The organism is Belnapia arida (assembly GCF_016773205.1).
GTDB lineage: Bacteria > Pseudomonadota > Alphaproteobacteria > Acetobacterales > Acetobacteraceae > Belnapia > Belnapia arida.
Map to the genome: position 1 here is coordinate 1 of NZ_JAETWB010000030.1, position 23,712 is coordinate 23,712.

Sequence of the window (23,712 nt, forward strand, 5' to 3'; positions counted from 1 at the left end):
CTTACGCCCGACGTTAAGGCCGCCAGCCTCAACGCACCTCAGCAGCCAGAGAAGGCGATGGAGGCCGGACGCTTACGCAAGAGAGACCTCGAACGTGCTGCAAAACCGCAAGCGCTCATCGTCCCGATGGACGGCAAGCACTCTTCCGGCCCCGTCGATGACGGCGGCGCCAAAGGGCCCGCCGCCCTACCCTCTCGATCCCGCGAAGGCGTCACGCTGTGAGCGGGCGAGCGTAGTAATCGCCGCGAGGTCTAGAACTGCTGCAACGCCTTAGCGGGTAGATTTCCAAATTCTCCAAACCTTCCGTATGCAGCGTGGCGGCGTTTCCAACCAGACTTCATTAGTCGCAAACCGGCGAAGCTCATCGAGCGCAACACTTCACGGACTAACCCGTTGTGATAAAGGCGTTCCGCTCATGAGGTCTCGCTCAAGCCATTCTGCAGCCTCGGAGACATCCGCGGCCGTCAAGCCGTGGTCGGCTGCAAGCTCGCGAGTCTCGACGAGCGCGCCATTGGCTCGGAGCGCGACGGCCGGGGTCGGCAGATCGCGGGTCAAGGGATCGTCGCGTCCGTCAAGCAGCAGCGCAGCCGTTCCCGAGAGATCGGCGGCCGGTGGATCTTCCAGCACCTGAGCGCTGCGCAACAGGATTGCGCAGCGCACGAATCCAGGATGGAGCTGCGTAGCGGCCGCTAGTAGGTTCGCGCCGTTGGAGTAGCCGAGGAAGGCGAGCCGCTCTGCATCGAGCTTATAGCCGGACACCGCGTCTTCGACGAAAGCCTGAAACGCCCCGGCTTCGCTGCGAATGTCGGACTGGTCAAACGTCGTGGCGTCGATCCGGCGAAACCAGCGGTTGGCCCCTTCCTCGGTCGCCCGCCCGCGTACACCTAGCAACGTCGAACGCGGCGCGATGCGCCGAGCAATCGGCATCAGGTCGGCTTCGCTTCCGCCAGTCCCATGCAACAGCACCAGAGTCGTACCGTCAGAAGTTGCCGGACGATTGAAACGATGGATGAAAGAGAGATCGCGGGCGGGAACTCTCTCCTCGCCGGGCAAAGCGAATTGCGGCAGCATCGCTAGGAGATCGTCGGCGTCGTCAGTCTCGCGCGGTGGGAAAAACAGGGTTCGGCCGAGCGCTTCCGGCGTTTCGTCCGCGGTCACCCCCGGCCCATCCGTCGCATATTCCATGAGAATGCCGGCGGGATCGCGAACATAGAGAGACAAAAAGTACTTCCGGTCATGAACCTCGGTCGGCCCATGCTCTTTGAGCGACCGCCGCATGGATCGGACCGCGTCGGCATCCCGCGCGCGAAAGGCTACATGGTCAGGCACGCCGGCGCCTGGCACGGACGTCACGAACCCCGACATATCCCTGACGTCCAGAACATCGGTGTCGGACGCCATACGCTGCGTCGGGCCGGACCGTTGCTCGCGCCTGTACCCGAAGCGTGTTACGAACTCGGCGGTCGCTTCAGCCTTGTCGGTCAGGACGGTGGCGCCCCGCAGGCGGGTCGGCGCGTTCGGAAGCGGAGCCGGTGTGGACATGTCAGCGCCAACGAGCTTCACGATCAATCCGTCCGGATCCCTTAACCTGAGAACCGATTCCCCAAACTCGTGGGACAACCCCTCGGACGGAATGTTGGCAGTGAGCGCCTTGGTCATCCATTCGCCGAGGGATATTGGCGGCACCGCGAGGGCGACCTCAAGCAACTGCCCGATGCCGGTGCGGCCGCGGCCGCCAGCTTCCCAGACCAGAAAGGTCAGCAGAGAACCGGGACTGCCGAGGCCGTCTCCGTAAAGGAGGTGCAGTTGCTCGGCGTCCGCAAAGCCTCCAGTCCGCTTCACGAGTCTGAGGCCGAGGAAGCCGACATAGAAATCGACGTTGGCCTGGACGTTGGCGGTAATGCCCGTGATGTGGTGAATGCCAGTTGTCATGCGTTCCAAGCCTTTCGCGGTTAGCCTCGCGCCTCGCGCGCAAGCACCTTCTGTACTGTCGGATCTGCGGCAAGCCAATCAGGCAGCGCCTGCTCGTTCCTTCATGCCGACAGCCGAAGATGCATACCGGTGTCCAGAGCCCCCTCTTCAACCCAATACAGATGGGGGTCCAAGGGCATCATGCCCTTGGAGGATCAGCCCGTGAGGCCAGCCCCATTATCCCTTCTCAAACGGGTTCTTTGACGATCGACGTTGGTTCGCGCATACTTAGAAAGTGCCAATCGGGTATGGGACTTCTAACCGTTCAACCCGCAGAGGCAGCAAAAGCATTCGCAATCGCTGCCTCCTTCACACCTCAGCCGTTGTTCAGGCTGCGCGCGCTTCCATTGCCTTCTCCGGGTTGAACCCATCGAAGCTTTCGAAGACGTCCATGAAGCCAGGGATGGTCGCTTCGCGCACCCAATCCCGCTGGAGTTCGCAGTACAACTGGACGCGGCTCGTCATTCGGCCACCTGCCTGCTCGACTCGCCGCAGCCCCGCCTCGTGCGCCGCGACCGATGTGCCGCCTACGGCGTCCACGGGGACATAGACTTCATAGCCTTCCAGAAGGGCATCGAGTGCGGGGAAGGTCAGGCACACCTCGGTCCACAGCGCGGTCATGATGAGCTTGCGCCGCCCAAGCGCCTTGACCGCCTGCTTGAATTCGGCGTCTTCCCAAGCGTTGACCGTGGTCCGGTCATAGGTCGGTAGATGGCCGAGGACGCCCTGCAGTTGCTGGATCGGCGGCTTGTTACGGCCGGTCGAGACATTCACCGTCGAATGGATGACCGGGACGCCATAGTTGACCGCTGCCTTGGCAACGCCCGTGATGTTGAAGACGAGTTCCTCACACGGCATCGACCGGATTGAAGAGACCTGGACCGGCTGGTAGTCGATGATGAGGAGGGCTGAGTTGTCTGGCGTGATGAGATGGTCGGTCTGGGGATTACGGATCGTCTCGCTTGCCATGGCTAGGTCTCCTTCTTGGTTAGTTTGGAAATCGGCTCGAGGCAGATAGCGCACCAAGAACCTTCGCCAAGCTACGCCGCGTTCCGTTCTCGAATAGCCACTCGATGGAGCACAGATTGTTCTTCTGGGGTTTACTTAACCGTTGATTCCACATCCTGGCGGGCTCACGGTGTATCCATGGCGGACCGGTTCGAAGATCTGCGAGCGCTGGTTGCTGTTGTATCAGCCGGCGGATTTGCTGCGGGAGCGGAACGCCTTGGTGTCGCCAAATCTGCAGTGAGCCGTCGGATTCGCGAGCTTGAGGACAGGCTCGGCGCAAGGCTGTTCGATCGGACGACGCGCCGCGTCCAGCTCACCGAAGCCGGCCATACATTCCATGATCGGGCGGTCGAGCTCCTGGCGGGGCTCGAAGAAGCGGAGGAAGCGGCGTCGAACGCAAGCGGCGAGCTGAAGGGCCGCATCCGCGTCACCGCGCCGGTCTACTTCACCACGCACTGCCTGGCCCCGGTGTTAGGCGAGTTTCTAGAACGGCATCCTGCCGTCACGCTGTCGATCGACACCGACGACCGCATGGTTGATCTGGTACGAGATGGTTTCGACCTGGCGATCCGCATCGCGGATCTGCGTGACTCGTCACTCGTGGCGAGCCGGCTCGCCACCATTCGGCATGTGTGCGTTGCTAGTCCTGCACTGCTTAAACGCTTCGGAACGCCGCAAAAGCCTGAAGATCTTTCGCGCTTTCCTGGTGTGGTCTACTCGAAGCGGGAAGAAGCCTCTTATTGGAGGTTTGCCAACAATGTCGTGCCGACCGTGACCAGCCAACTCGATCTTGCGAGCGGCGAAGCCGTGCGGGAAGCGGCTATTGCGGGTCTCGGTGTGGCAATGCTTCCGACATTCATTGTCCATGATGCGGTCAGGCGCGGTGCGCTTTCGATCATACTCGCAAAGCACACGCGGCCACCGATCGCGGTACATGTGTTGCACCCATCAATGCGCAACCAGACAGCGCGCGCGCGCACATTCATCGACTTTCTGGTCGATGCATTTAGTGAGCCGTTCTGGGATCGGGATTTGCTTGACGGCCAGACCACGGGAGTGGTCTTGGAAAAGCGCCGAGCCACGTCGCCGCGATGATCAGCATCGCGTCTATTTGGGCATCAGGAACGCCGAGCAATTTGCGAGCCGCCTTGCGGCGTTAAGGATCTCTCCTGCAAGCTCGGCACAGCTGTGGTTTCGGCAGACTGCGCTTGCGCGGCGTGAGCTGGACTAGGCGAGCGCCAAGGCCTTTCTGGAGTGCCGACCTGCACGAGTGTCCAAGATGCGCCCATTGTATGCATCGCGGGTCGGACGCTTGAAACGATGCTTGCGACCCAGAGCGCGGCAAACGTGCGGTTCGCAAGTGGAGCGAGAAGACTGATCTCCTCGGTCGTAGCGGCCACGTCCAGTTCTTGAGCAACCCCTCGTCACGCACGGCCCGCTCGACTCCAGGATCTGCAAGCATCTGCTCATGATGTGCCTTCACAGCGCCCGAGCATCTCATCATCGCGTTAAGCCTGCATTCGCACGGAGTTGAGCCGCCTCGACGCTCGTGGCCGCGGCGTCCTGCGGCGGCGGCAACCGGAACTGGCTTGGCGACGCCAGCACCCAAGTGCTCGACAATCCAGGATCGAACCCCACGCCCGCAGGCTGCGCCTAGCCCGGTCTACAAAGAGCAATCGAGGCGCCGAGCAGCGCTGCCGCTCCACACGCAGCGGTCGGCCTTCATCGTTTCCATCACATGTCTCTTCGAGCTGATGTGGATCAACCTCACCGCCGTGTCACGACAACCTCAAGGTACTCGCTCGGCACGATCAGCGTGTCCGTGCCGCCGCGGTTCATGCGCGCTATCAGCGCGAGCATGTCCTGCTCCAGGGCCTCGGCTCCCACGCCGTCGAGCGCCGCGAAGGCGCGGTTCATCGGCCCGTAGTAGGTGCGGAAGATTTCAAGCATGTGCGCTGCCGAGCGGTAGCGGAAGTTGAAGATCTGCTTTGTCGTGGTCACCGCGTGGCCTTGGAACAGCTCCGCCAACCGCGCCTCCGTGCCCCACAGGGCAGGCGAGCGGACACCCGCCGGCGGTGGCAGGTGCTTCCCGATCATCTTGAAAACTTGGCCGATGAAGCCCTCTGGTGTCCAGTTGGCGAGGCCGATCCGACCGCCGGGACGAACGACGCGAATCAGTTCGGTGGCCGCCTTGTCCTGGTCCGGCGCGAACATCACGCCGAGCGTCGAGAGAACGACGTCGAAGCTCCCGTCATTGAAGGGCAGGTTCTCGGCATCAGCCGACTGGAAAGCGACAACGAGGCGTTCGGCCGCCGCTCGCTCCCGACCGCGCTCCAGCAGCTCACCGACATAATCCGTGGAGGTCACCTGCGCGAAGCGCCTAGCCGCCGCGAGTGTCGCATTGCCATTCCCGGCCGCGACGTCCAGCACGTGCTCACCCGCACGCAGGTCTACTGCTTCGCAGATCCGCTCGCCAATAATCTGCAGCGTGGTGCCGATGACCGCGTAGTCGCCGGTCGCCCAGGTGGCCTGCTGGCGTGCCTTCACGGCTACGAGATCCGGAGCCGTAATGGCGGATTGGGACAGGGTAGCGGATGCCGACATGATCATTCTCCTTGGCTTGAACTGGGTCTCGATGCGCCACCCTCGATAGGAAGGCTGCGCGTGGTCATGGCAGGGGCGCTAAGCACCATTGCTCTTCCTTCCTGCAGTTCGCTGCTATGCTCGCCGCCCGCTGAGGGGAGAGGACCGCGGGCCCGGCGCCCGGCAAGTCGTCTCCTCGTCCCCTATCAGTAGCGATTGCGCGTGGAAGCGGGCGTGGGAGGCGGCGTGGGAATGCGCGTGGAATCCGAACCACCGGGTCCGGGAGAAAGCGGCTCGACACTGGGAATACGCCTCTTCGGGCCGCTGAGCGTCGCCCGCGCGGGAATGGCGGTGACGCTGCCGGCGTCGCGCAAGGTCCGCGCGCTGCTTGCCTATCTCACACTGGCTCCGTTGCCCGTCCCGCGAAGTGAGCTCTGCGAAATGCTGTGGGACGTCCCCGACGATCCGCGCGGCGAGCTCAGATGGTGCCTCAGCCGGATCCGTGGCGTCCTCGACGAACCCGGCAGGCGCAGGGTGATTACGGGGAAGGACGCGGTCGGCCTCGACCTCTCCGGCTGCTTCGTGGACACCGCCGAGGTCGTGCGAGCGGCCCGGGACGGCGTCGCCGCACTGAGTGCCGAACGCCTGAGAGAGTTAGCCCGCTTGTTCGCCGGCGACTTTGCAGAGACCCTAGAGCTGGATCGTCAGCCGCTTTTCGAGGGCTGGCTCGTCGGGCAGCGCCGACGCTTCCGCGATCTCCGCGCGGAGGTATTGGAACAGCTGGCGCAGCGCCTTCCCCACGAGCAAGCGGCCGACATCCTGGACGAGTGGCGCCGCCTTGTTCCCTTCGACCTCCGCCCCCACGCTTCCATCCTGGCGGCGCTCGCACGGCGGGGCCGGATCCGAGAGGGTGAGGAGCACCTCTCCGCGACGATCCGGCAATTCGAGGCGGAAGGGCTTGAGAGTGCGCCCCTCCGTGCCCTTTGGCAGGCTGCGCGTACGGGGATCGCGGATGCGTCGCTGCCCCGCATCACCGCAGCTCCTGCGGCCCCCCCGCCGGGGGCAACGCCCGTCGCCGCCCGCCGCGCCTCGGTCGCGATCATGCCGTTCGTGGACTTCGCGCCCGGACCGCTCCTGCAGGGCGGCGGGCTCGCGGACGGCCTGACCTACGACGTTATCACGCGGCTCGCGAAGCTACGAAGCCTCTTCGTCATCGCGCAGGGCACGATCTTCGCGCTGCGGGACCGAGGTGTCACTCCAGCGGAAGCAGGACGGACGCTCGGCGTGGACTACCTCGTCAGCGGATCCGTGCAACGGCGCGGCAAGCGGCTCGCCATCGCGGTCGAGCTCGCTGAGGCGCAAAGCGCGCGCATCGTTTGGGCCGAAGTCTTCGACCACGAGGTGGTGGACGCCTTCCTCGCTCTCGACGAGATCGGCAACGGGGTGGTCGCCTCCATCGCCGGCGAGATCGAGGCGCTCGAGCGCAACCACGCCATCCTCAAGCCGCCGGACTCGCTTGATGCCTGGGAAGCGCACCATCGTGGCCTCTGGCACATGTACCGCTTCAACAAATCCGACAACGAACAGGCGCGGCACTTCTTCGAGGCAGCCATCCACCTCGATCCCACCTTCTCGCGCGCCTATGCCGGCCTATCCTTCACCCATTGGCAGAATGCCTTCCAGGGCTGGGCGGAGCGCGAGGGTGAGGTTGAGCGCGCCTATGCGGCCGCCGGGCAAAGCCTGATGGCCGACGACCGCGACCCTGCCGCACACTGGGCCATGGGGCGTGCGCTCTGGCTGCGTCGGCGCCACAATCAAGCCGTGGACGAGTTGGGGCGCGCCGTGGAACTCAGCCCGAACTTCGCGCTAGGTCACTACACTCTGGCCTTCGTCCATTCGCTCACCGGCGATGCGGCCGCCGCGGTCGCTGCGTCCGACCATTCGCAGCGCCTCAGTCCCTTCGACCCCTTGCTGTTCGGGATCCTCGGCTCCCGCGCGATGGCGTTACTCCGCCTGGGCCGATTCGAAGACGCGGCCGAGGTAGCCGTGAAGGCGGCTGCCCGCCCCAACGCCCACGCTCATATCCTGGCGATTACTGCCGTCTCTCTCGCGCTCGCCAGGCGCGACGAGGAAGCGCGTCCCTACGTCGCCGCAATCCGGAAGGCACTGCCGGGCTACAGTGTGGACAACCTCGTCGCTGCCATGCAGCCGATCCCTGAGGGCGAGAAGCTGTTCCGCGACGGTGGCAAGCGCATCGGCTTTGGGTGAGACCGCCTAGCCGTGGCCCGGTTGTGGTCCTCCCTGAGATGGGCAGGTGACCCGCTGCCAACGAGAGGGCGAATTTGGGAGTGGAGAAGCTGACGTTGTCTGCAAATTTGACCGGCAAGCAGTCGCGATGCTGAATAAGGCGCCGGCATCCGGCCCGAAAGCCGTGCGATTTCAACACGGTAAAGCTTGAGGGTTAAAAGGCCCTACCCTCAAGGTCCGGAGAGTCTCCGGCATTTCGGAGAGAAAACCCGGCTCCGTTCCGCCGTCGCACCATCAAGGTTGCCGCAAAAACCCTGGCCAAACCTGCGCCTCAGCGCGGTGGTCTGATTGGGAGAGACGGGTTGTGAGGAGACCGACTGGAGCAGCGGTGGGAACCGGGGAATGAAAGTCTCTGGGCAACGGCAACAAGGAGTCAGCGGATGGACAGGGAAGCGATAGCCATGGGTGAAGGTATGGTCACCACGACGGCCATGGTCGTACGCTCAGGGGCTACCCGGCAGGCGTCAAACGTCTGTCGTCCGCAGATGGTCCGCTGATTCGATAGCTGTAATCAGCAGTTTGAGATGGTGTTACGGGGTACAGCTCAGGATCCGGAAGACCTACAGCCCCCAATTAAGGCTCGGTTTTAAGTGTGCAAATGGCAGCTTTCTCCAGGCGAATTGCATGAGACTCTTCACCGCCGCCGCTTTTTCAGCCCCAAGCTTACCAGCAGCGGCTTTCTCAAAAATCGCTTACACGCCCTTCACCCCGCCTGCAGTTAGTCCGGCGACAATCTGCTTCTGGGCCAACAGCGTCAGCAGCAGCACCGGCAAGGTGACCAGTAACGCAGCTGCGGAAAGCGGTCCCCAGGAAATCTGCTCAAAAGTCAGCATGTTATTGACGGCTACCGGCAAGGTTCGTGTTTCTCGTCCGGCGAGCACCATGGCAAAAACAAAGTTATTCCAAGAAAAAATAAAAGCAAGAATTGTTGCGACTGTGATGCCCGGACGGGCTAATGGCATTGCCACGTGACGGAAAGCCTGCCAGATCGTAGCGCCATCGACCAATGCAGCTTCCTCCAATTCCGTTGGTAGGCCCTCAAAGAAAGAGATCATAACCCAGACCACAATCGGGACAGTGATAACCAAATGAGTTATTAAAATCGGCCACAGCGTTCCCGTCATTTCCAGCCATTGGAATAACAGGAACAATGGAATTAAATAGGAAAGGCCTGGAGTTATTCTCGCTATCAGGATTAATGCCGCTGCGCGCATGGCTCGCATCTTGGCGATGCCATAGCCGGCCGGCACACCGATAACGAGTGCCAGGAAAGTGGCGCCGAAGGAAACGATGACGCTGTTCCAGGCATATAGCAAGAAATCGTTCCGCGCGAAGACGTCGCGGTAATTGTCTAGCGTTGGTGGATCGGGAATAAAGACTGGTGGCCATGCAGTGTTATCGAGTTCGTTTTTCAACGATAGCGACAGCATCCAGAGAAACACCAATATTGCCGGAGCGATCAGCACGAGGACCGCAAAACCGAAGCCTATGTTTTCGGCAAGGCGCCTGAGCTTTCTCATGTCATCCGCACCCGCTCTCGTGTCCACAAAAGCAGGGCTGCTAGGCCCATAATAAGGATGAAGAACACTACCACCACCGCACTAGCATACCCCACATTGTAAAAGGCAAAGGCTTGCAGATAGAGGAATATGTTTATGGTTTCGCTGGCTTGGCCAGGGCCGCCTTGAGTGATGACGTAGATAGTATCGAATGCCTTTAGGGCATCAATGGTACGAATGATCAGGGCCACAACAATGAAAGGTGCCAACAGGGGAAGCGTGATGTAACGGAATGCCTGCCACGGACTGGCACCGTCAATCTTTGCCGCCTCGTACGGGTCGACAGGCAGGCTGGCGAGACCGCCAAGGATCAGCAGCATGACCAGCGGTGTCCAATGCCACACTTCGACAAGCACCAGGGTTGGGATAACCGTGTCCGCGCTATAGACCCACAGGCTAGGCGGAAGGCCGAACTGCACTAGGAGCCAGTTCAGAACACCGAGTTGCGGATGGAACATCATCGTCCAGACGAGTGCCACCGCCACTGGCGTTGCCATCATCGGCAGAATGAAGATGGTGCGAGCCAAACCACGTAGAGGAAATTTTCTGTTAAAACTAAGAGCGGCTATTAAGCCTAACAACATCGGTAACATCACCGCCAATGCCGTATAAAATATCGTGCGGAGAACCGCCCACCCGAACCGCGCATCGGTGAACAGCTGTTTGTAATTGGCGAAACCAACCCAACGCCGTTCCCCTCCGAGCCTCCAGTCGAAGGCTGAGACATAGATAGTGAAAATCCAGGGAAACAGTATGACGGCGATAATCACTACCGCAGCAGGTATCACGAACCAGACATAACGCCGCGCATAATTACGGCGCCGGTTGGCGACGGCCCTGACGGCGACAGATGCAGCCGTGGCTTGGGACATCAGGTTTCACGCTCGCTTTGTTCTAGAATGGGCCGGAACTCGGCAGTTGCCTTTTTCAGCTCGGTTGCAACATCAGCACCACTGATGCTGTTGGTCAGTGCGCTGCCGATCACATCGCGGAATTGCGTCACAGGAACAATCTCTGGCAATCCGGCGCGGGCGATTTTGGCGCTCGCCTCCAATGTCTGGAAGAAATCCCGCGGGAAGTGGCTTCGGCCTATGGCTTCCTCATTCCTGAAGGGGCTGCTACGGGCCGGCACGCCAGCACCGCTGACTAGCCACTTAAGCTGGTTGGCCTTGCCCAATGCCCATTGAATGTAGAGCCAAGCGGGTCCTTTTTTCCGTGATGCTTCAGGGATGCCATAACCTGCTCCAAACAGCGCGCAGTGGTGTTGCGGCCCCGGCCCGCGTGGCACCACCGCATATCCAACCTTGCCCGCAATGCGCGACCGGGTGCGATCCTCAAGCGGTGCCGCGAAGCCGATCCCGTCAACCCACATGGCCGCCCGACCCTGCATGAAGGTGGTCTGGCACTCATTCCAGTTGAAGCCGATCGAGCCCGGTGGCGATACGTCGCGCAGGAATTTCTTGTAGTTTTCTCCGGCCCAAATAGCGTCGGGGGTATCGGTAATGAGCTGCCGGTTGGCATCGATCATGTCGCGCTGGCCAGTTCCCAGCAGGTAGCTAGACCACAGCACGACATTAGCGTTCTTTACGCCCCGTCCGACATGGCCATAGACCTGCTTTGTTGGATCGGCGAGGCGCTTCGATGCCTCGTACATCTCGTCCCACGTGGTCGGCACATCAATATTTTTTGCAGCGAGCAGTTCTTTGTTGTAGTATAAAATGAAATAATCGGCACCAGCAGGGCAAGTATCCAGCCGCCCATCCGACTGGGTTGCATATGTCATCATGCCCTCACCGTAATCTGCGAAGTCGAAATCCGGCGCCGTCAACGTTGAATCCGCCAGTAAGAAACGGATATCAGTGTTCCAGCGGGCCTTCCCCACTTGGCGCTTATTGACGTGCAGACTGATCTCGGTCACGTCGAAGGAGGGGCGCCCAGAGGCGTACTCGACAATGATCTTCTGTCGGTGCTGCTGTTCGGGCACAACTTCAAGGCCACAGCGGATCCCGGTGAGTTCCTCGAATTCCTTGTTGTTTTGTTGCAGCATGGTACCGCGGGGGGAAAGCTGAACGCTTACCTCAATCCGCTCGCCGCGAAAGCGGCGCCAGTCGAAGGCACTCTGGGCATTTGCCCGATCGATTAAGGAAGGCGCAACCAACAGTGCGGCTCCGCCTTGGAAAGCGGCGCGGCGCGTGATCCCGACCATGGCTTCCTCCCGAGGAAGGGGCGGCGGATTGCTCCCGCACTACCCGAGAGCCGATCCTCCGCTAAAACGGTCGCTTCCGGCAAGGGTGTAGAGACGTCTAGGAAACCCGAGGCGTCACCTGACAGACGAAGCTTACAGTGCCGATATGGGCAAGGACGACATGCGGCAACTCCGCCACATCTGCCTGTCCAGCACACCCCTGTCGGCCCAAAGCTCCAGCCTCGCGCCGGCCTCAGACCTCAACTGGGGTGTAGCTGTGCTCGGATCGGATTGGATTTTCATCCTCGCCGAAGCTGGACGGCGGACTCCAGCGCTTTGGCCTTGCCCGAGATTGCACTGGGTTGGCCAGCGCCAGGCCGCCGGCTGCCAGTGGCGACGATCGCGCGCGGCGTGTCTACCGTTGCCGCTAGCGTCATGGTTGCTACGGCATTAGAGGCCAGTCTCGTGGCATCTAGCGCTGGTCATGCGTCCAGCGTTGCGGTTGGTTGGTTGGTTGGTTGGCAAAGCGCGGATCTTGGTTCCGATTAGCGTCAGCAACGCCGGCATTGCTGTGCCTTATGAAATTGAGCAAGCCACCAAGCGGCGCAAGCACCTTGGCGCTTCGCTTAAGTCCGGAGCACGGGTAACTTAGGAGGACTGTGCGGACGCTTCCGGAGGTGGGTTCGAGCCCACCTCCGCCATGTCTCGATCACCGTTGGTTGACGAACGCCCGCGCCTGTTCGATCTCTGGCCTGGGTGCGTCGGCACGTTCCGCAAGTTGCACTAAGCGCTGGTAATGCCGACGGGCCTCATCACGGTCCCCGGCCAGCTCGGCGGCGCGACCTGCTCCATACACGGCCCGGAAGCGGTTGGGTTCGGTTTGCTGGACAGCTTCGAACTCACGTCGCGCCTCAGCATGGCGATTTGTCATAAGCAACATCTCGGCAAGTTGCTCCCGCGCGGGAAAGAGAGGACCAGGGGTGACCGGGTGCTTCTCAGTGCGTCCCTCGCGGTCCGCCGCCTCGCGCAGCAGGGCGAGACCGGCATCGCGCTCGCCGCGCGTGAACACCACCCAGCCCTCGGCAGCAACGCGCAGGATCTCCACCTGCTCCTGCCAGTAGGCATCGCGGCCCTGCAGCGCAGCAGCCGCAGCCCTCAGCGCCTCGACATCCGCCGCAGCTGCTTCCGGGCGGCCGGCACGGGCCGCACCCACAGCGCGCGCGAAGTGCGTGGTGGCATCCACGAAAGGCACATCGTAGCGCCGGGTACCCAGCCTCGCGGCGGTCTCCCAATCACCGTACTCCAGCGCCAGTCGCGCCGGCATGGCGGTGAGCGCATAACCGCCGATGGCGGTCGGCGGGGTCCATGCGGCATAGCGGGCGACTTCGTCCAGCACACGCCGCGCCGCCTCAGATCGGCCGGTCTGAAGATAGCCGTAGACCATGTAGTCGAGCGCGTGCAACTCGTCGAAGACCTCCTCGCGCGCCCGCGCGGTCTCGGCCGAGCGTCGGTTAGTCTCGATTGAGTCATCCCAGCGCCCAACCCGGGTGAAAATATGGGAGGGCATATGCAATGCGTGCGGCGCGTCCGCAGCCAAAGCCGCATAACGCTCGGCTGCGGCAATGCCCTTATGTGCCAATGCTGGCACGTCGTAGGCATGGATCAGGTAATGGGAGATCCCTGGGTGCTGCGGATAGCGGGTGTACTCCCGCTCCAGAATGTCGCCTGCTCGCAGCTGATTGGCATAAGTCTTATCGGTGGGCGACGCTGCCATGACCAGCGACAGCGCGTGAGTGATGGCCACTTCGGGGTCATCCGGAAGGCGCCCGCTCAGCGCCTCCATTGCTTGGGCATACTGCACCACCCTGGCACGGTGGCCCGGCATGTCGTCACCAGCGAATAAGAAAGTTAGCGCACTAATGAAGCCGGCTTCGCGCTCAGTCTTGGCGCCGATGCGCTGTGCCTGCTCCAACAGCGCCCGGCCTTGCGGCAGGGCATTGGGTGGCGGTGGGCTGAAGGGGTTGCGCAGCAGCGCCAACGCCTGCCCCCAGTAGCCCATGGCGCAACTCGGATCACGCTCCAGAACCCGGCGATGTGCTTGATCTGCTGCTTGGTACCAGAAGGAGTGCTGCAGCTTCATCGCATCATCAAAGGCGGCCTGCGCCTCGGGCGTACAACTAACCGGGAAATGAAGGGTACCAAGCGCGGCCGGTGGTGGTGGCGTGCCGCCATGGGTATGGTCGTGTTGCTGGGCTTGCGCGAGTGCAGGGCCGAGTGCGAGACCAAGCGCAAGCGCCCAACGGCTGATAGCCGCGTGTGATCGCATGATGTCCTCCCCGCCGGGGAGCCACGTAAACCAGGATCCCTGGCGCTTGGAGACTATGCCGCGGATGTAGGCTGCGGAAGCGCTAATGCGGTCCCGCCGTGTACCATTGGCACTGCCCTGACTGCGAGCATCGCAGTAGTTGATCCACTCAGCATTCGTGCCGCTTTTGGTGGTAGGTGCTCAGAAGGTACAATGACCGATTGAGTAGATCCGATGTGTCGGCGTTCAGCCGTCATTCTCTGAGCTTGGTGGCCGGAAGGAGCAGCTTCAGCCGCCAGACTTGGCCTTTGTTAGGGCTAATCGGGATCGATGGAAGTTTCCTGGACCAAAGGGCGCCTCGCAACCGCCCGCCACTGCCGTTGAACCTCCGCGTCGACCTCGATCGCCGACTGGCCGGGGTAGACGACCACCTGAGCGCCATTTAACGCGAAGCGGACGCGGTGACCATGCCTGTTCGCCTTGTCGACGCAGCGAGCGATGACGTGGGGCAGGTAATCTGTCGGTTGAGTCTCGTATTCCACGATGTCTTGGGCTTCACCCATGTGACGCGTCCTCCAGTTCGCAACGGACGCTAGCACGCGCTTAGCGATTTCCACCATTAGGCAGTCGCGCCGCAATAATCGTGGTGCCAGGGATGTGGTCGCCCTCCTCCCGCCCAGATTTGGAGGCTCATGCATCAGCGAAGCGGTAGAGCGTACATAAGGCCGCCGCGGGTCCACAAATCGTTCTGGCCACGTGGGAGCCCGATAGCGCTACCGCTACCGAGGTTGCGTTCGAAGCTCTCACCGTAGTTCCCCACCGCCTTGATGGCATTGAACAGCCATCGCTCGTCCAGCCCGAGGGCGCGCCCGAAGCCAGGCGTCACGCCCAAAAGTCGCTGCACGACGGGGTTGGGGTCACGCAGGCGCTGATCCACATTCGCCTGGGTGATACCGAGCTCTTCGGCCTCGATCATGCCTGTTAGGACCCATTTCACCACGTCAAACCATTGGTCGTCACCATGCCGGACCATGGGGCCGAGCGGCTCCTTGCTGATGCGCTCGGGCAGGAGGATGTGGTCGTTCGGGTTCTGCACGGCGGTCGCTCGATAGCTGGCGAGCTGACTTGCATCCTGCGTCATCGCATCGCATCGGCCAGAGTTGTAGGCTCCGACGAACTCGTCTGGCCGCTCAATCAGTACCGGCGTGAAGCGCATACTGTTCGCACGAAAATAGTCGGCGATGTTCAGCTCGCTCGTGGTGCCCGGCTGTATGCAGACTGTCGCGCCATCGAGCTGTCGAGCCGAGGTAATGTTGAGTGAACGGCGGACCATGAAGCCCTGGCCGTCGTAGAAGTTCACCCCTGCCATGTTCAAGCCAAGCGCCGTATCACGCTGAAGCGTCTGCGTCGCGTTCCGCGCGAGCACATCAATCTCACCGCTTTGCAGCATGGTAAAGCGGTTCTGTGAGGAGGTCGGGACGAAGCGCACTTTTGCCGGGTCGCCAAATACGGCAGCCGCAAGCGCCCGGCAGAAGTCAGCATCAAGGCCGCGGTAATCGCCCCGGCTGTCAGGGGTCGAAAAGCCGGCGACGCCCTGGTTGACACCGCAGACGATGGTGCCTCGTGCTCGGATCACGTCGAAAGCCTGGCCGGCCTCCGCTACGCCCGCCAGCGACATGGTTAGGCCGATAGTGGCGGCAAGCAGACAACGCATACACATTCTCCCCTGAGCGCTCATTTCCGAAACGTTCTTACATCCTGCTCGCCCGCTTCGCCATCCGCGGGGACGGACCGTCCGCTAATGAGGATGGCAGCCTGGAGAGCAAGCGATAGGCCGTCCCGACTAGTGTCAGCAGGCCGGGTCCAAGGCGCTGGTGAGGTTCTCGGTGCTGTTGGCATCAGCTGGACGTCCTCCGCTAGCGCCGCATGCACCATGCACGGTTTCAGTCCCCAACGAGCAGTGGCGCCCAAACTGGGACCCGCCGTGGAACGTCCCACAACCCAGCTCGCGCACAGAGCCAGTGGTCGGTGACGCGCCACCGCGAACAGCGGCGCACTGCCTCGGTCGCCCCTCAACGGGGCTCCGGTTGGTAGTACCCGGATGGCTGGGTGCTGCACCAAGAAGCCCGCCATGACGTCTACCCCAACGCAGGCAGCAATCCTCGCTGCCGCGCTGCAGCACCCGCAGCACCTCGTGATCCCGCTGGCCCGGCTCGCTCCAACGCCGTGCGACACGATCCGCAGGAGCCTCCTCAGCAAAGGTCTGATCGAACCGGCAGCACTCGAGCCATCAGACGAGACCACAGCCTGGACCTTGAACGGCGCCCCTGTACACTACCGCCTGGCCGAAGCCGGCATGCGTGCCGCCAAGGGAACCGCCGACACAGGTGCCCCGGCAGAAACCCCTACGACACCACCACACGCGCCTGAGGCTCACGAGGCCGCTCCCGCCGACCCAGAAGCCGCCCGCTGCCCCCGCTGAGGCCTCTCCAGCGATGCCGAGCCGCCAGGGGCTGCGCGCCGTGGCGGAGGCTGTGCTAGCCGCCTGGGACGACTAGGAAGCCCAAGAGGTCCGCCTGCCCGATGCGGTCGCCGCTTTGCGCGCCGCCTTCGCTGGCGAGCCCACCCGACCGCCGCGCGATCCGGCCAACCGCGCCAGCCGCGCGAGGGCACAAAACAACAGCAGGTGCTTGCCATGTTGCGCCGGCCTGAGGGCGCCACCGTCGCCCAGATCGTCGACGCGACCGGCTGGCAGGCCCACACGGCCCGAGGCTTCTTCGCCGGGCTGCAGAAGTGCCAACGCATCGCGGTCGAAGCTGCCAAGCGGGTCCGGGCCAGGAGGGCGCCAAGGGCAGCTACACCGTCTACCGCATCGTGGAGGCGGGCTGATGCGGCCGAGGCTGCACGGCGCTGCCAGGCTGGCGGGCGGGCTCTACCGGGTCTCCGCCGCCGAGCAGGGTCAGAGCGGCTTTGGGGTGGAAGCGCAGCAGGCCAATATCAGGGGCTATGTTAAGGCCCATGGGTGGACCTTGGTGCCGAGTACCAAGACGTAACCAGCGGCAACTACGACCGCTGGCCGGGCTTCCAGGCGGCACTGGCGCAGTGTCGGCAACTCGGGGCGGTGCTGGTCGCGGCGCGGCTGAACCAGATCACCCGCCGAGCCCCACGTAATGGCAGCTGCTAGACTGCCTTGGCATGCTTAGGAATGGAGATCGGGACCACACATCCGTGATCGGAGCCGGAGGCCACGAAGTGCGACAGTCAAATCGGGAGGACCTTGCGATGTATCCAGCCTTCGGTCGCCGCCGCCTGGTCAACGCATTCGCTCTCGCCGGCCCTGCGCTGGCCTGCACCCGCTTAGTGCAGGCGCAAGGTCAGACGGCGCCCTCGCCGCGGATCGACGCGCCCGTGGTGGACAGCCTTTCCATCCAGGTGGTGACCGACGGTGCGCATGATGTTTTCATCTCCGGCGCCCAGGCGCCCGGAGTTCGGGTGGAGCGCACGCGCGGCTTCTCCGGCGCGCAACTGAACCGTACTCTGCGCAGCGAATGGGGCCTTTCGCTTTTCCTCACCGCGCAAATGGGCAGCGAGACCCGCCGCTACCTGCTCGACTTCGGTTGGACGTCGGAAGTGCTGAACAATAATCTTGAGCTACTGCAGGTAGACGTTCCGCGGATCGACGCCCTGATCAGCAGCCACGGCCATTACGACCATATCGGCGGGATGGAGGGCTTCCTGGCGAAGCACCGGGCCAGCATGCGGGAAGACCTGCGGCTCCATGTCGGCGGTGAAGACGCCTTTTGCTATCGCCATACGCGGGCGCTCAATGGTGCCTTCACCAGCTTCGGCATGCTAGACCGCCGCATGCTGGAAGCCGCGCGGGTGCGCCCGGTGCTGTCCGAGGAGCCGATCGTGATCGAGGGCATGGCCTTCACCACCGGCATCGTGCCGCGCGTCAGCATCGAGCGCGTCCTGCCCAACACCTTTGTCGAGTTCGGCCAGCGCGACGGCGCCGGCTGCGATGTGACGAAGTATGCTAACCACCACTTCACTTCGGCGGAACTATCGGGCCAACCTGCGCCCGACCAGCATCTGCACGAGCATGCCACTTGCTTCCACGTGAAGAGCCGCGGCCTTGTGGTCATTACCTCCTGCGGGCATGGCGGCATCATCAACACGGTGCGCCGGGCGAAGCAGGTCAGCGGGGTGGATCGGGTCTATGCCCTTGTCGGCGGCTTCCACTTGGCGCCGGCACCCGAAGATTATCTGAACAAGGTCATGGCCGAGTTGAAGGCGCTCGATGTCGAGCACGTCTTTCCTATGCACTGCAGCGGCCAGAATTTCCTGGAAGCCGCCAAGCGGGAAATACCGCAGGCGCTGGTGCTGTGCACCACCGGCAGCCGGTTCACCTTCGGAGCCTGAAAATCCACGAGCATTTATAGTGCCGTTCTGAAGCAGCCTATCGACGGCCAAAACAGGCAGGCACCCTTCCAAAGCGGACTATCAGTTGAAAGCCATCCCGCCAGAGAGCGCCACCGTCTGGCCCGTCATGTACTCGTTGCCTACCACCATCATGACCACCTGCGCCACCTCCTCCGTCGTCCCGAACCGGCCAAGCGGAATGCGAGATGGCGATTGGGCCACGCCCGACTTCACCATGTCGGTCTCAATCAACGACGGCGCGACTGCATTGACCGTAATACCCTCCTTAACAAGTTGGGCCGCGTAACCACGTGTCAGTCCCTCTATGCCGGCTTTGGACGCGTTGTAGTGCACCCCAACTGCACCTGCGCCTCGCGCTGCGCCCGATGAGATGTTGACGATGCGGCCCCAGCGCTGCGCACGCATGTGTGGCAGCACCGCTTGGGTGCACAGAAAGGCGGACTTCAGGTTAACGGCGATTGTTTTATCAAAGTCGGCCTCGGTCAGATCGTCCATGCCGCGGATCAGGGCAATACCGGCGTTGTTGATCAAAATATCGACCGGCCCCAGCTGCTCGGATGCGCTCTGAACCAGAGCGGTAACGGCGCAACTATCGGAGACGTCCGCTTGTAGAGCGACCGCCCGGCCAGATCCTTGATTGATCGTCCTGGCAACTGCCTCGGCGTCAGATGACCTGGAACAGTAGTTGATGGCAACGGCGGCCCCCACCTTAGCCAAGGCCAAGGCGATCGCGGCACCGATTCCTCGAGATCCTCCTGTGACCAGGGCGACGCGACCGTGCAATGTCTGGGTCATGCAATAGCTCTCCTCGACCAATTGTGGGTAGGCGAACCTCGATCTCGGATGCAACCCACAGCTGGCAGCACTTTCCGAACTCCCGGCAGAGACGTGGCGGCCTTCCCGCTCACCTTCTGCTTCACTGAACCTCAACACTGAGCGAATGGTAAGGCGGCGCAGTGGCAGATGCTGGCGGATCACCCCGGCCGGCTGCTCGGCGGGGCTCCAGTCAGTAGCACCCGGATGATCGGGTCTGCACCAGGAGTACCGACCTGCCGTGTTCTAACATTGCCTTCCGTATTTTATGGCGACGCGCGCCAGCATCGAGTGCGCACGGTGGTCGCCTGCAATGACGTGCTTCGCAGCCTGCTCGAGAGCGGCTACTTTGAGGAGGGCCCGGTGTTTCGAGCGTAATCCGCTGGGGTAGCGCCCATGCCGCTCAGCTGTCGGCCCGAATGCCATTCTCACGTACCACACGGCCCCAGCGCTCAACCTCATTGTCGTGGAAGAGGGCGAAGCGTTCGCCCGACATCGCAAGTACATCCATACCCTGCGCCTCGACCCGCGTTCGCACCTCGGGTTCCGCAAGGATGGCCGCCAGGGTCGTCTCCATCCGTCGCCTGATCGCCTCGGACACTCCCGCCGGGGCGAAGACCGCCCACCAGGTCGGCGCCTCGAAGCCGATGAAACCTTGCTCATGGAAGCTCGGCACACCGGGCAGGTCGCGCCAGGACGCCCGTGTGGTTACCCCAAGCCCTTTGAGCGCCCCATTGCGGACATGCGGTCCGCCGACTGGAGCATTGGTGACGAAAAGTGGGATCTGTCCCGCGAGGGCGTCCTGCAGCGCTGGGGCGCCGCCGCGGTAGGGCACGTGGGTCAGCTGCACCCCGGCGAGATTGCTGAGCTGAACCATGGCCATGTGCATCAGGGTGCCAATGCCGGCGGTTGCATAGTGGAACGACCCCGGCGGTCGCTCGCGCGCTGTAGCCACGAGGTCCTGGAAGCTGCGCCAAGGAGTTGACGGATAGGCCGTGACGACCAGTGGCCCTCGCCCGATGAGCGTCACCGGCGTGAAGTCTCGCCGCGTGTCGTACGGGAGCGTCATAATCGAGGGAATGATCGTATGGCTATCGACGGCTAGCAGCCACGTGTGGCCATCGGGCGCTGAGCGGGCGACCTCTGCCGCTCCGACCGACCCTGTGGCGCCGGGACGGTTCTCGACTACCACCGACTGGCCGAGAACCGCCTGTAAGCGCGGCTGCAGGATGCGGGCGAGGATGTCGACCGAGCCGCCTGGTGGCCAGCCGACGAGCAGGCGGATCGGGCGAGCGGGCCATACCGCATCCTGTGCGAGGGCCAACCCTGATATAGCGGGGGCTGCGAGCAGCCCTCCAATGAGCGCGCGACGCTGCAAGGCGTGTCCCTCCCGGAACTGGCTTCTTCTTGTGAATGGCAGCATGCCCGACCGCGGCACGCCTTGGCGAGCCTGTGCTTGGTTGAGCGTAGGTCAGTTAGCGACTACCCAAGACCTGCACCCGGGGGCACGCCGTCCCGAATACCAGTGCCAGAACGCGGCGGCATGCGGGTACCGGCAAGTAGCCGGCCTGCCACCTGACCCGTTCGACCAACCAAGTACATGATCCAACTATCCGCTTTGGCTTGCGGCCGGCGCCGAGCCAATGGTCGGGAACCCCGTGGTAGACGCCAGCGCACCGCCCCGACCAGCTATTCGGCGGGCTCTGGTCGGTAGCACCTGGAAGGTCGGGTGCTGCACCAGGAGCCCGCCATGACGCCCACCCCGACCCAGGCCGCGATCCTCGCCGCCGCGCTATAGCACCTGCAGCACCTCGTGACCCCGCCGGCCCGGCTTGCCCCTGCACCGCGCGACGCCATTCGCAGGAGCCTGCTCGCCAAAGGCTTGATAGAGCCGGCAGCGCTTGAGCCGTTAGACGAGACCACAGCCTGGGCGGTGAACGGCGTCCCTGTGCACTACCTCCTGACCGAAGCGGGCTTGCGTGCCGCCAAGGGGACCGTCGACGCGAGCACCCCGGCAGAAGTCCCCACGACGGCCGCACACGTGCCTGAGGCTCCCTCGCTCGTCGAGGAGGCACCCACCGCCGCCGCAGCGGCTGCTGGGGCGATGGCGGCTCGGCGGGGGCTGCGCAGCGCGGCGGAGGCCGTGCTGGCCGCCTGGGACGACGAGGAAACCCAAGAGGGCCGCCTGCCCGATGCGGTCGCCGCTCTGCGCGCTGCCCTCGCCGGCACGCACACCTGGTCGCTGCACGATCCGGCCCAACCTCGCAAGCCGCGCGAGGGCACTAAGCAGCAGCAGGTGCTCGCCATGCTGCGTCGACCGGAGGGCGCCACCGTCGCCCAGATCGCCGAGGCCACCGGCTGGCAGGCCCACACGGTCCGCGGCTCCTTCGCCGGACTGAAAAAGCGCTAGGACATCACGGTCGAGGCTGCCGAGCGGATCCGCCAGGTCGGCCCAGGCAAGGAGGGCGCCAAGGGCAACTACACCGTCTACCGCATCGCGGAGGCGGGCTGATGCGGCCGATGCTGCACGCGTCGCCAAGCTCTCGGTCGGGCTCTATCGGGTCTCGACCCCGAACAGGGCCAGAGCGGGCTCGCGCTGGAAGCACAGCAGGTGAGCGCCCGAGCATTATCGCCGCTAGCATTCACAATCCTCCACCGCGGCCAACGAGAGACGTAGAACCCTCATAGATGGCGGGCTACGCTTTCTGCTGGAGGGAATGAATTCATGAACAAACTACTTTTTGCAACGTTGATGCTATTCAGCCTGCCGGCGCTTGCAGCCGACCCGCTGCCCCTTGTGCCGCCGGACAGCGTCGGCCTTTCACCCGAACGGCTGGCCCGCATTGGCACCACGATTGAGACAGAAGTGCGCGAAGGGCGAATGCCAGGCGCCGTTGTCGCCATCGCTCGCCGTGGCAAGCTAGCCTACTATGAGGCCTTCGGGTTTCAGGATGGTAACCGTACGCGGACGATGCCGCGGGATGCCATCTTCCCAATCGCCAGCATGACCAAGGTGTTGACCGGGGCCACGCTGATGTCGGTGCTGGAGGAAGGCCGCCTCTCGCTGAACGACCCTGTCAGCCGGTTCTTCCCGGCTCTGGGCAGCATGAGAGTGGCCGCTGACGGCAATCCCGAAAAGACTGTGCCCGCCGAGCGCCCGATCCGGTTGATCGATCTCGCCCGTCATACATCGGGAATCGTGTACGGCAACCGCGGCAACACCGCCGCCCATCAGCTTTGGCAACGCACCCTGGGCGGCTACGCGCGGATGAGCGGCTCGGATTCATTGCCGCCATGGCGAAGCTCCCGCTATTGCACCAACCCGGCACGTATTGGGAGTACGGCCTCTCCATCGACGTGCTGGGCCTCGTAATCGAGGAGCGCACCGACAAGTCGCTCGGCGAAGCAATGGCCGACCGTATTCTGAGGCCGCTTGGGATGCAGGACACAGGCTTTGTGGTGCCCGAAGGCCAGCGCAGCCGGTACGCTACGCCGCTGCCAACCGACCCGCTGACCGGCCAGCCGCAAGAGATGCGGGTCGGCCTTGTCGCGCCAGGCTTTGAGGGCGGCGGCGGTCAGGCTGTCTCGACAGCAGCTGACTATATTCGTTTTGCACAGATGCTGCTGAACGGCGGCACCCTTGAGGGCAGGAGGGTGCTCTCGCGCAAGAGCGTTGAGGAGATGACGCGTGATCACCTTCACTCAGAGATCGCCAACCGCGTGCCGACGACCGAGCCTCACCTGACAAACTTCGGCTTCGGGGTTACGGTGGCAGTGCGGCGCGAGGGCGGTTCAGATGTGCTCGGCAGCCCTGGGATGTTCACCTGGAATGGCGCCTATGGCACTGCCATGTGGGTCGATCCAAAGGAAGAACTCGCTGTGGTATTCATGGCGAGCACGCCTGGGCTGATTCGGCAGCACTACCGCCGCGTGCTCAACGCGCTTGTCTATGGCGCCATCGCAGATTGAGGTTTTGGACCGCAGGACACAGGCTCAATAGCTGGTGCGTGGCTGAACCTCGCCCTGAGGTTCGGCTTACCGGAGTCCGACGACTAGCAGGTCTCTAAGGGCTGGCGCCCATGTTCGCCACCGGCCATTGGTCGTGGTCAGTGGCAAACATGGGAGCAGTCGCCTGCTGACGCGCTATCGTGTCACATGCGCAGATACTGCAAGCCACCTGCCGTCACGCCGCACCCACACATCGGTATAGCGGCCATGCCGTTCGTCGCCGCTGGCCGTTTGATACCGCGTGCGGGCGTGGATGAGGGCAACGTCGCCGAACAGCCGGATCTGAACGTCTTCGGCGACAAGGCTGTTGATCACCACTGGCCGCGCGGTCTGCTCCAAGAATTGGGCACGGTCGACCAGCGTGCCGTCAGGGTTCGAGCAAAGAAAGTCTTCGGCCAACAATTCGTCAAACCGCTTGACGTCTCCCCGCTGCACAGACGCGATATATTCATGATTTAACCGCTGCAGCGCTTCGTGATCGGCTGGGGATCCTTCTGGTGTCATTGCTGCTGATCTCCCATCAGCGCTTG

Annotated in this window: 21 protein-coding genes; 9 read left to right on the forward strand and 12 right to left on the reverse strand. The window is 63.1% G+C overall.

The genetic code is table 11. From position 1 onward, the window contains the following. Positions 1-222: hypothetical protein (locus JMJ56_RS34225; protein WP_236038625.1), on the forward strand; the 222-nt coding region annotated here is incomplete at its 5' end. A 156-nt stretch (positions 223-378) separates the two neighbouring features. On the opposite strand, the gene JMJ56_RS26530 is transcribed toward JMJ56_RS34225, so the two are convergent. Both JMJ56_RS26530 and JMJ56_RS26535 read right to left on the reverse strand, forming a co-directional pair. After that, positions 379-1,932: a VOC family protein gene (locus JMJ56_RS26530; RefSeq protein WP_202834801.1), complete on the reverse strand. Its 1,554-nt coding sequence runs from the start codon at positions 1,930-1,932 to the stop codon at positions 379-381. 366 nt (positions 1,933-2,298) lie between these two features. Further along, the gene (locus tag JMJ56_RS26535; RefSeq protein WP_202834769.1) at positions 2,299-2,940 is read right to left on the reverse strand and encodes a hydrolase; all 642 of its coding nucleotides are present in this window, start codon (positions 2,938-2,940) and stop codon (positions 2,299-2,301) included. Between the two features lie 177 nt (positions 2,941-3,117). Here JMJ56_RS26535 and JMJ56_RS26540 point away from each other — a divergent pair, with 177 nt between their 5' ends. After that, on the forward strand, positions 3,118-4,074 hold the full coding sequence (locus tag JMJ56_RS26540) for a LysR family transcriptional regulator (RefSeq protein ID WP_202834770.1): 957 nt from the start codon (positions 3,118-3,120) through the stop codon (positions 4,072-4,074). 672 nt (positions 4,075-4,746) lie between these two features. Here JMJ56_RS26540 and JMJ56_RS26550 read toward each other — a convergent pair. Next, positions 4,747-5,583, reverse strand: coding sequence for a class I SAM-dependent methyltransferase (locus tag JMJ56_RS26550; protein ID WP_202834772.1), 837 nt, complete (start codon positions 5,581-5,583; stop codon positions 4,747-4,749). 231 nt (positions 5,584-5,814) lie between these two features. Between JMJ56_RS26550 and JMJ56_RS26555 the strand changes: the two genes are divergently transcribed. Then, complete coding sequence (locus tag JMJ56_RS26555) at positions 5,815-7,830, forward strand: hypothetical protein (protein ID WP_202834773.1); 2,016 nt, start codon at positions 5,815-5,817, stop codon at positions 7,828-7,830. 731 nt (positions 7,831-8,561) lie between these two features. On the opposite strand, the gene JMJ56_RS26560 is transcribed toward JMJ56_RS26555, so the two are convergent. From JMJ56_RS26560 to JMJ56_RS26585, 6 genes are all read right to left on the reverse strand, one after another. Further along, positions 8,562-9,389: a carbohydrate ABC transporter permease gene (locus JMJ56_RS26560; protein ID WP_202834774.1), complete on the reverse strand. Its 828-nt coding sequence runs from the start codon at positions 9,387-9,389 to the stop codon at positions 8,562-8,564. Then, a complete protein-coding gene (locus JMJ56_RS26565) occupies positions 9,386-10,300 on the reverse strand; it encodes a carbohydrate ABC transporter permease (protein ID WP_202834775.1) in 915 nt (304 codons plus the stop codon). Before JMJ56_RS26565 ends, JMJ56_RS26560 begins: the two co-directional genes overlap by 4 nt. Continuing rightward, positions 10,300-11,634 (reverse strand): extracellular solute-binding protein, encoded by a 1,335-nt coding sequence (locus JMJ56_RS26570; protein ID WP_202834776.1) that lies wholly within the window; start codon positions 11,632-11,634, stop codon positions 10,300-10,302. Before JMJ56_RS26570 ends, JMJ56_RS26565 begins: the two co-directional genes overlap by 1 nt. A 688-nt stretch (positions 11,635-12,322) precedes the next feature. Next, positions 12,323-13,939, reverse strand: coding sequence for a tetratricopeptide repeat protein (locus tag JMJ56_RS26575; protein ID WP_202834777.1), 1,617 nt, complete (start codon positions 13,937-13,939; stop codon positions 12,323-12,325). Between the two features lie 296 nt (positions 13,940-14,235). After that, a complete protein-coding gene (locus JMJ56_RS26580; RefSeq protein ID WP_202834778.1) occupies positions 14,236-14,481 on the reverse strand; it encodes a hypothetical protein in 246 nt (81 codons plus the stop codon). A gap of 134 nt (positions 14,482-14,615) precedes the next feature. Further along, positions 14,616-15,632, reverse strand: a complete 1,017-nt coding sequence (locus JMJ56_RS26585; RefSeq protein ID WP_202834779.1) for an amino acid ABC transporter substrate-binding protein — start codon at positions 15,630-15,632, stop codon at positions 14,616-14,618. Positions 15,633-16,463: 831 nt separating this feature from the next. Between JMJ56_RS26585 and JMJ56_RS26590 the strand changes: the two genes are divergently transcribed. The 3 genes from JMJ56_RS26590 to JMJ56_RS26600 all read left to right on the forward strand — a co-directional run bounded on the left by JMJ56_RS26590 (position 16,464) and on the right by JMJ56_RS26600 (position 18,340). Continuing rightward, positions 16,464-16,931, forward strand: coding sequence for a DUF3489 domain-containing protein (locus tag JMJ56_RS26590; RefSeq protein WP_202834802.1), 468 nt, complete (start codon positions 16,464-16,466; stop codon positions 16,929-16,931). A 9-nt stretch (positions 16,932-16,940) separates the two neighbouring features. Continuing rightward, positions 16,941-17,102, forward strand: a complete 162-nt coding sequence (locus tag JMJ56_RS26595; protein ID WP_202834780.1) for a hypothetical protein — start codon at positions 16,941-16,943, stop codon at positions 17,100-17,102. 98 nt (positions 17,103-17,200) lie between these two features. Then, a complete protein-coding gene (locus JMJ56_RS26600; protein ID WP_202834781.1) occupies positions 17,201-18,340 on the forward strand; it encodes an MBL fold metallo-hydrolase in 1,140 nt (379 codons plus the stop codon). An 81-nt stretch (positions 18,341-18,421) separates the two neighbouring features. On the opposite strand, the gene JMJ56_RS26605 is transcribed toward JMJ56_RS26600, so the two are convergent. Then, positions 18,422-19,156: an SDR family NAD(P)-dependent oxidoreductase gene (locus JMJ56_RS26605; protein ID WP_202834782.1), complete on the reverse strand. Its 735-nt coding sequence runs from the start codon at positions 19,154-19,156 to the stop codon at positions 18,422-18,424. 421 nt (positions 19,157-19,577) lie between these two features. Further along, a complete protein-coding gene (locus JMJ56_RS26610) occupies positions 19,578-20,552 on the reverse strand; it encodes a Bug family tripartite tricarboxylate transporter substrate binding protein (RefSeq protein WP_236038629.1) in 975 nt (324 codons plus the stop codon). Positions 20,553-21,215: 663 nt separating this feature from the next. Here JMJ56_RS26610 and JMJ56_RS35015 point away from each other — a divergent pair. The 3 genes from JMJ56_RS35015 (at position 21,216) to JMJ56_RS35025 (ending at position 23,143) form a co-directional block, all read left to right on the forward strand. Then, positions 21,216-21,584, forward strand: coding sequence for a DUF3489 domain-containing protein (locus JMJ56_RS35015; RefSeq protein ID WP_328702478.1), 369 nt, complete (start codon positions 21,216-21,218; stop codon positions 21,582-21,584). A 315-nt stretch (positions 21,585-21,899) separates the two neighbouring features. Then, entirely contained in the window at positions 21,900-22,547 is a 648-nt protein-coding gene (locus tag JMJ56_RS35020; protein ID WP_202834784.1) for a serine hydrolase domain-containing protein, read from the forward strand. After that, entirely contained in the window at positions 22,469-23,143 is a 675-nt protein-coding gene (locus tag JMJ56_RS35025; protein WP_202834805.1) for a serine hydrolase domain-containing protein, read from the forward strand. The genes JMJ56_RS35020 and JMJ56_RS35025 overlap by 79 nt, the downstream gene beginning before the upstream one ends. A 174-nt stretch (positions 23,144-23,317) precedes the next feature. Here the strand turns inward: JMJ56_RS35025 and JMJ56_RS26630 are convergent, their stop codons facing one another. Next, positions 23,318-23,686, reverse strand: a complete 369-nt coding sequence (locus tag JMJ56_RS26630; RefSeq protein ID WP_202834785.1) for a nuclear transport factor 2 family protein — start codon at positions 23,684-23,686, stop codon at positions 23,318-23,320. Positions 23,687-23,712: the final 26 nt, after the last annotated feature.

Bases quoted from the DNA above. Each gene is read 5' to 3' on its own strand.
- JMJ56_RS26530 (WP_202834801.1), bottom strand. From the start codon at position 1,932: ATGACAACTGGCATTCACCACATCACGGGCATTACCGCCAACGTCCAG.
- JMJ56_RS26535 (WP_202834769.1), bottom strand. From the start codon at position 2,940: ATGGCAAGCGAGACGATCCGTAATCCCCAGACCGACCATCTCATCACG.
- JMJ56_RS26540 (WP_202834770.1), top strand. From the start codon at position 3,118: ATGGCGGACCGGTTCGAAGATCTGCGAGCGCTGGTTGCTGTTGTATCA.
- JMJ56_RS26550 (WP_202834772.1), bottom strand. From the start codon at position 5,583: ATGTCGGCATCCGCTACCCTGTCCCAATCCGCCATTACGGCTCCGGAT.
- JMJ56_RS26555 (WP_202834773.1), top strand. From the start codon at position 5,815: ATGCGCGTGGAATCCGAACCACCGGGTCCGGGAGAAAGCGGCTCGACA.
- JMJ56_RS26560 (WP_202834774.1), bottom strand. From the start codon at position 9,389: ATGAGAAAGCTCAGGCGCCTTGCCGAAAACATAGGCTTCGGTTTTGCG.
- JMJ56_RS26565 (WP_202834775.1), bottom strand. From the start codon at position 10,300: ATGTCCCAAGCCACGGCTGCATCTGTCGCCGTCAGGGCCGTCGCCAAC.
- JMJ56_RS26570 (WP_202834776.1), bottom strand. From the start codon at position 11,634: ATGGTCGGGATCACGCGCCGCGCCGCTTTCCAAGGCGGAGCCGCACTG.
- JMJ56_RS26575 (WP_202834777.1), bottom strand. From the start codon at position 13,939: ATGCGATCACACGCGGCTATCAGCCGTTGGGCGCTTGCGCTTGGTCTC.
- JMJ56_RS26580 (WP_202834778.1), bottom strand. From the start codon at position 14,481: ATGGGTGAAGCCCAAGACATCGTGGAATACGAGACTCAACCGACAGAT.
- JMJ56_RS26585 (WP_202834779.1), bottom strand. From the start codon at position 15,632: ATGCGTTGTCTGCTTGCCGCCACTATCGGCCTAACCATGTCGCTGGCG.
- JMJ56_RS26600 (WP_202834781.1), top strand. From the start codon at position 17,201: ATGTATCCAGCCTTCGGTCGCCGCCGCCTGGTCAACGCATTCGCTCTC.
- JMJ56_RS26605 (WP_202834782.1), bottom strand. From the start codon at position 19,156: ATGACCCAGACATTGCACGGTCGCGTCGCCCTGGTCACAGGAGGATCT.
- JMJ56_RS35020 (WP_202834784.1), top strand. From the start codon at position 21,900: ATGAACAAACTACTTTTTGCAACGTTGATGCTATTCAGCCTGCCGGCG.
- JMJ56_RS35025 (WP_202834805.1), top strand. From the start codon at position 22,469: ATGGCGAAGCTCCCGCTATTGCACCAACCCGGCACGTATTGGGAGTAC.
- JMJ56_RS26630 (WP_202834785.1), bottom strand. From the start codon at position 23,686: ATGACACCAGAAGGATCCCCAGCCGATCACGAAGCGCTGCAGCGGTTA.